The sequence below is a fragment of the Citrobacter sp. Awk 2 genome (genome assembly GCF_028069815.1).
Lineage (GTDB): Bacteria > Pseudomonadota > Gammaproteobacteria > Enterobacterales > Enterobacteriaceae > Citrobacter.
On the sequence record NZ_JANEWL010000172.1, the window covers coordinates 1 to 4441 of the forward strand.

Consider the following 4441-nt stretch of genomic DNA (forward strand, 5'->3'; position numbering starts at 1 on the left):
AATAAATTTTGAGTGGTGATTATTCGCAATTGTACTTTTCAACCGTTTTTCCCTCATTTTATTGCCACGACGCTAAAAAAAATTTTCATGCCCCCCTTGATGACGTGGGTTACGACCCCATCTTGTAGACAACCGCAGTGGTGAGTCTGAAAAAAAACGATTCAGGGTAGTTGAAACCGCACGTTTCGCCCTTATTACAGATTCACAACCACATGATGACCGAATTTTTAGTGGAGACGTTTAGATGGGTAAAATTATTGGTATCGACCTGGGTACTACCAACTCTTGTGTAGCGATTATGGATGGCACTACTGCACGTGTGCTGGAGAACGCCGAGGGCGATCGCACCACGCCTTCTATCATTGCTTATACCCAGGATGGTGAAACTCTGGTTGGTCAGCCGGCTAAACGTCAGGCAGTGACAAACCCGCAAAACACCCTGTTTGCGATTAAACGCCTGATTGGCCGCCGCTTCCAGGACGAAGAAGTACAGCGTGATGAAGCCATCATGCCGTACAAAATCATCGGTGCTGACAACGGTGATGCATGGATTGATGTAAAAGGTCAGAAAATGGCACCGCCGCAGATTTCTGCTGAAGTGCTGAAAAAAATGAAGAAAACCGCTGAAGATTACCTGGGTGAACCGGTAACTGAAGCCGTTATCACTGTTCCTGCATACTTTAACGATGCTCAGCGTCAGGCAACCAAAGACGCCGGCCGTATCGCAGGTCTGGAAGTTAAACGTATCATTAACGAACCAACCGCCGCAGCACTGGCCTACGGTCTGGATAAAGAAGTCGGCAACCGTACTATTGCGGTCTATGACCTCGGTGGTGGTACTTTCGATATCTCTATTATCGAAATCGACGAAGTTGACGGCGAAAAAACCTTCGAAGTTCTGGCAACCAACGGTGATACCCACCTGGGTGGCGAAGACTTCGACAGCCGTATGATCAACTACCTGGTTGACGAATTTAAGAAAGATCAGGGCATTGACCTGCGTAACGACCCGCTGGCGATGCAGCGCCTGAAAGAAGCCGCTGAGAAAGCAAAGATTGAGCTGTCTTCCGCTCAGCAGACCGACGTGAACCTGCCGTACATTACTGCAGACGCGACCGGTCCGAAACACATGAACATCAAAGTGACCCGTGCGAAACTGGAAAGCCTGGTAGAAGACCTGGTGAACCGTTCTATCGAGCCGCTGAAAGTTGCTCTGCAGGATGCTGGTCTGTCTGTTTCTGACGTTCAGGATGTCATCCTGGTCGGTGGTCAGACTCGTATGCCAATGGTTCAGAAGAAAGTTGCTGAGTTCTTCGGTAAAGAACCACGTAAAGACGTTAACCCGGATGAAGCTGTGGCAATCGGTGCTGCTGTTCAGGGTGGTGTATTGACCGGTGATGTGAAAGACGTACTGCTGCTGGACGTTACCCCGCTGTCTCTGGGTATCGAAACCATGGGTGGTGTGATGACTGCACTGATCGCGAAAAACACCACCATCCCGACCAAGCACAGCCAGGTGTTCTCTACCGCTGAAGACAACCAGTCTGCGGTAACCATCCACGTGCTGCAGGGTGAACGTAAACGTGCTGCTGATAACAAAGATCTGGGTCAGTTTAACCTGGATGGTATCAGCCCGGCACCGCGCGGTATGCCGCAGATCGAAGTGACCTTCGACATCGATGCCGACGGTATCCTGCACGTTTCCGCGAAAGATAAAAACAGCGGTAAAGAGCAGAAGATCACCATCAAGGCTTCTTCTGGTCTGAACGAAGAAGAAATCCAGAAAATGGTTCGCGAAGCAGAAGCGAACGCGGAATCTGACCGTAAGTTCGAAGAACTGGTTCAGACTCGCAACCAGGGCGACCATCTGCTGCACAGCACGCGTAAGCAGGTTGAAGAAGCCGGCGATAAACTGCCAGCTGACGACAAAACTGCCATCGAGTCTGCACTGACCGCGCTGGAAACTTCTCTGAAAGGCGAAGACAAAGCGGATATCGAAGCGAAAATGCAGGCACTGGCGCAGGTTTCCCAGAAGCTGATGGAAATCGCTCAGCAGCAGCACGCACAGCAGCAAGCGGGTGCAGCAGGCGCTGATGCTTCTGCAAACAACGCGAAAGATGACGACGTTGTCGACGCTGAGTTTGAAGAAGTGAAAGACAAAAAGTAATCGCCCTGATGCAGGGTAATTAATCGGCACGGGCGTAGAGATCTCTCCACGCCCGTGCTTGTATGTTAAAGGGCTGAAAAACAACAATGGCAAAGCAAGACTATTACGAGATTTTAGGCGTTTCCAAAACAGCGGAAGAGCGTGAAATCAAAAAGGCCTACAAGCGCCTGGCCATGAAATTTCACCCGGACCGCAACCAGGGTGATAAAGAGGCCGAAGCAAAGTTCAAAGAGATCAAAGAAGCCTACGAGATCCTGACTGATGCGCAAAAACGTGCGGCTTACGATCAGTACGGCCATGCTGCATTTGAGCAAGGCGGTATGGGCGGCGGCGGCGGTTTTGGCGGCGGGGCTGACTTCAGCGATATCTTTGGTGACGTGTTTGGCGATATTTTTGGCGGCGGTCGTGGTCGTCAGCGCGCCTCACGTGGTGCTGATTTACGTTACAACATGGATCTCACTCTGGAAGAAGCCGTGCGTGGCGTCACCAAAGAGATCCGCATTCCTACGCTGGAAGAGTGTGACATTTGCCACGGTAGCGGTGCGAAGTCAGGCACTCAGCCGCAGACTTGTCCAACCTGTCATGGTTCTGGTCAGGTGCAGATGCGTCAGGGCTTTTTCGCCGTACAGCAGACCTGTCCACACTGTCAGGGCCGCGGTACGCTGATCAAAGATCCGTGCAACAAATGCCACGGTCATGGTCGTGTAGAGAAAAGCAAAACGCTGTCCGTTAAGATCCCGGCTGGTGTTGATACTGGTGACCGCATCCGCTTAGCGGGTGAAGGTGAAGCGGGTGAGCATGGCGCACCGGCAGGTGATTTGTACGTTCAGGTGCAGGTGAAACAGCACCCAATTTTCGAACGTGAAGGCAATAACCTGTACTGTGAAGTGCCGATTAACTTTGCGATGGCTGCACTGGGTGGCGAGATTGAAGTCCCGACGCTGGACGGCCGTGTGAAGTTAAAAATTCCGGGTGAAACGCAAACGGGCAAACTGTTCCGTATGCGTGGTAAAGGCGTTAAATCTGTTCGCGGTGGTGCACAGGGCGATCTGCTGTGTCGTGTGGTGGTTGAAACCCCAGTGGGCCTGAACGACAAGCAGAAGCAACTGCTGAAAGATTTGCAGGACAGTTTTGGTGGTCCAACGGGCGAGCAAAACAGCCCGCGCTCCAAAAGCTTCTTCGACGGTGTGAAGAAGTTCTTTGACGATCTGACGCGCTAATTACTGCATTACATCTGATAAAAAGCCTGGGCCTCGACAGAGTCCCAGGCTTTTTTATTTTAGTATTCAATACTAAAATTGGTTCATTAGCGATAAAAATGAATGTGCAGGATAAATGATGAGAAATGATTTCCTAAGATAAAGATTTTCTTCTATTTTGTTCCCCGACTTACCCGGAGGAATAATGGATAAGATGCTTGTTCAAAGAAATGATTTTGACCTTAATTTAATTAAGATATTTAACGCTGTTGTTGAATCAGGAAACGCTTCCAAAGCTTCTGCCAGGCTATCAATAACACCAGCAGCTGTTTCCCAGTCATTAAGCCGATTACAGAGTATCTATTCGTTTAAACTCTTTGAACGAACCCGTAAAGGACTGACACCGACTAAGAAAGGGTTAGAACTTCATAAAGTCTACTGCCACGTCCTGAATACCATCAACGATACCTATTCTCCTTCAACAGATAATGATAATCCTTCAGTCATAACGGTATTAGGTAACGATATCGTAGAGCATTACTATCTGTCACATTTTATTAATGATAGTAAGTTAACTGCGGCGTATACAATAAATCATTATGCAGTGAGTAAAAATGATAAAACAAAGTTGGCTGATATGCTATTTTCCGGCATGGGAGATATATTAATTAACATTTCTCCGCCACAAGACATGGATATTGAAGTTCATCTTGTGGATGTCTTTAGACAATATGTCTGTATTTGTGGTAAAAATAATCCATTGTCAGTCCTCGATAAAATATCGTTACATCATTTTTATTCCTTTTCGCATGCTGTATATCAATCTGATATATTCTCACCAGATATAATAGATGAGTGTTGCTATTCAACAGGTAACACCGAGAATAAAATGATGCGTAAAATAGGTTATCGTAGTGATTCGATGCTAGGGGTGGTAAACATAGTAGAAACGACAGAGATGATCTGTATTATACCTTCTGAATTGGCCTCTTTTTTTAAGCATTCAATGGGATATCACATTGAAATACTGACACTACCCGAAGAGTTGTTATTTAAAACATTACCTATTTATGCT

General features: G+C 47.7%; 3 protein-coding genes. All 3 read left to right on the forward strand.

All coding sequences use genetic code 11. The features are described from left to right. The first annotated feature begins 244 nt into the window (after positions 1-244). Positions 245-2167: a molecular chaperone DnaK gene (dnaK, locus tag NNO02_RS22695; protein WP_016151634.1), complete on the forward strand. Its 1923-nt coding sequence runs from the start codon at positions 245-247 to the stop codon at positions 2165-2167. Positions 2168-2253: 86 nt separating this feature from the next. Further along, positions 2254-3387 carry a molecular chaperone DnaJ gene (gene dnaJ, locus NNO02_RS22700; protein WP_271442833.1) on the forward strand — a complete coding sequence of 378 codons (1134 nt, stop codon included), beginning with the start codon at positions 2254-2256 and terminating at the stop codon, positions 3385-3387. A 184-nt stretch (positions 3388-3571) separates the two neighbouring features. Continuing rightward, positions 3572-4441, forward strand: an 870-nt coding sequence (locus NNO02_RS22705; RefSeq protein ID WP_271455817.1) for a LysR family transcriptional regulator, incomplete at its 3' end; no start/stop codon positions are given.

Coding starts and splice junctions, on each gene's coding strand:
- dnaK (WP_016151634.1), top strand. CDS start 245: ATGGGTAAAATTATTGGTATCGACCTGGGTACTACCAACTCTTGTGTA.
- dnaJ (WP_271442833.1), top strand. CDS start 2,254: ATGGCAAAGCAAGACTATTACGAGATTTTAGGCGTTTCCAAAACAGCG.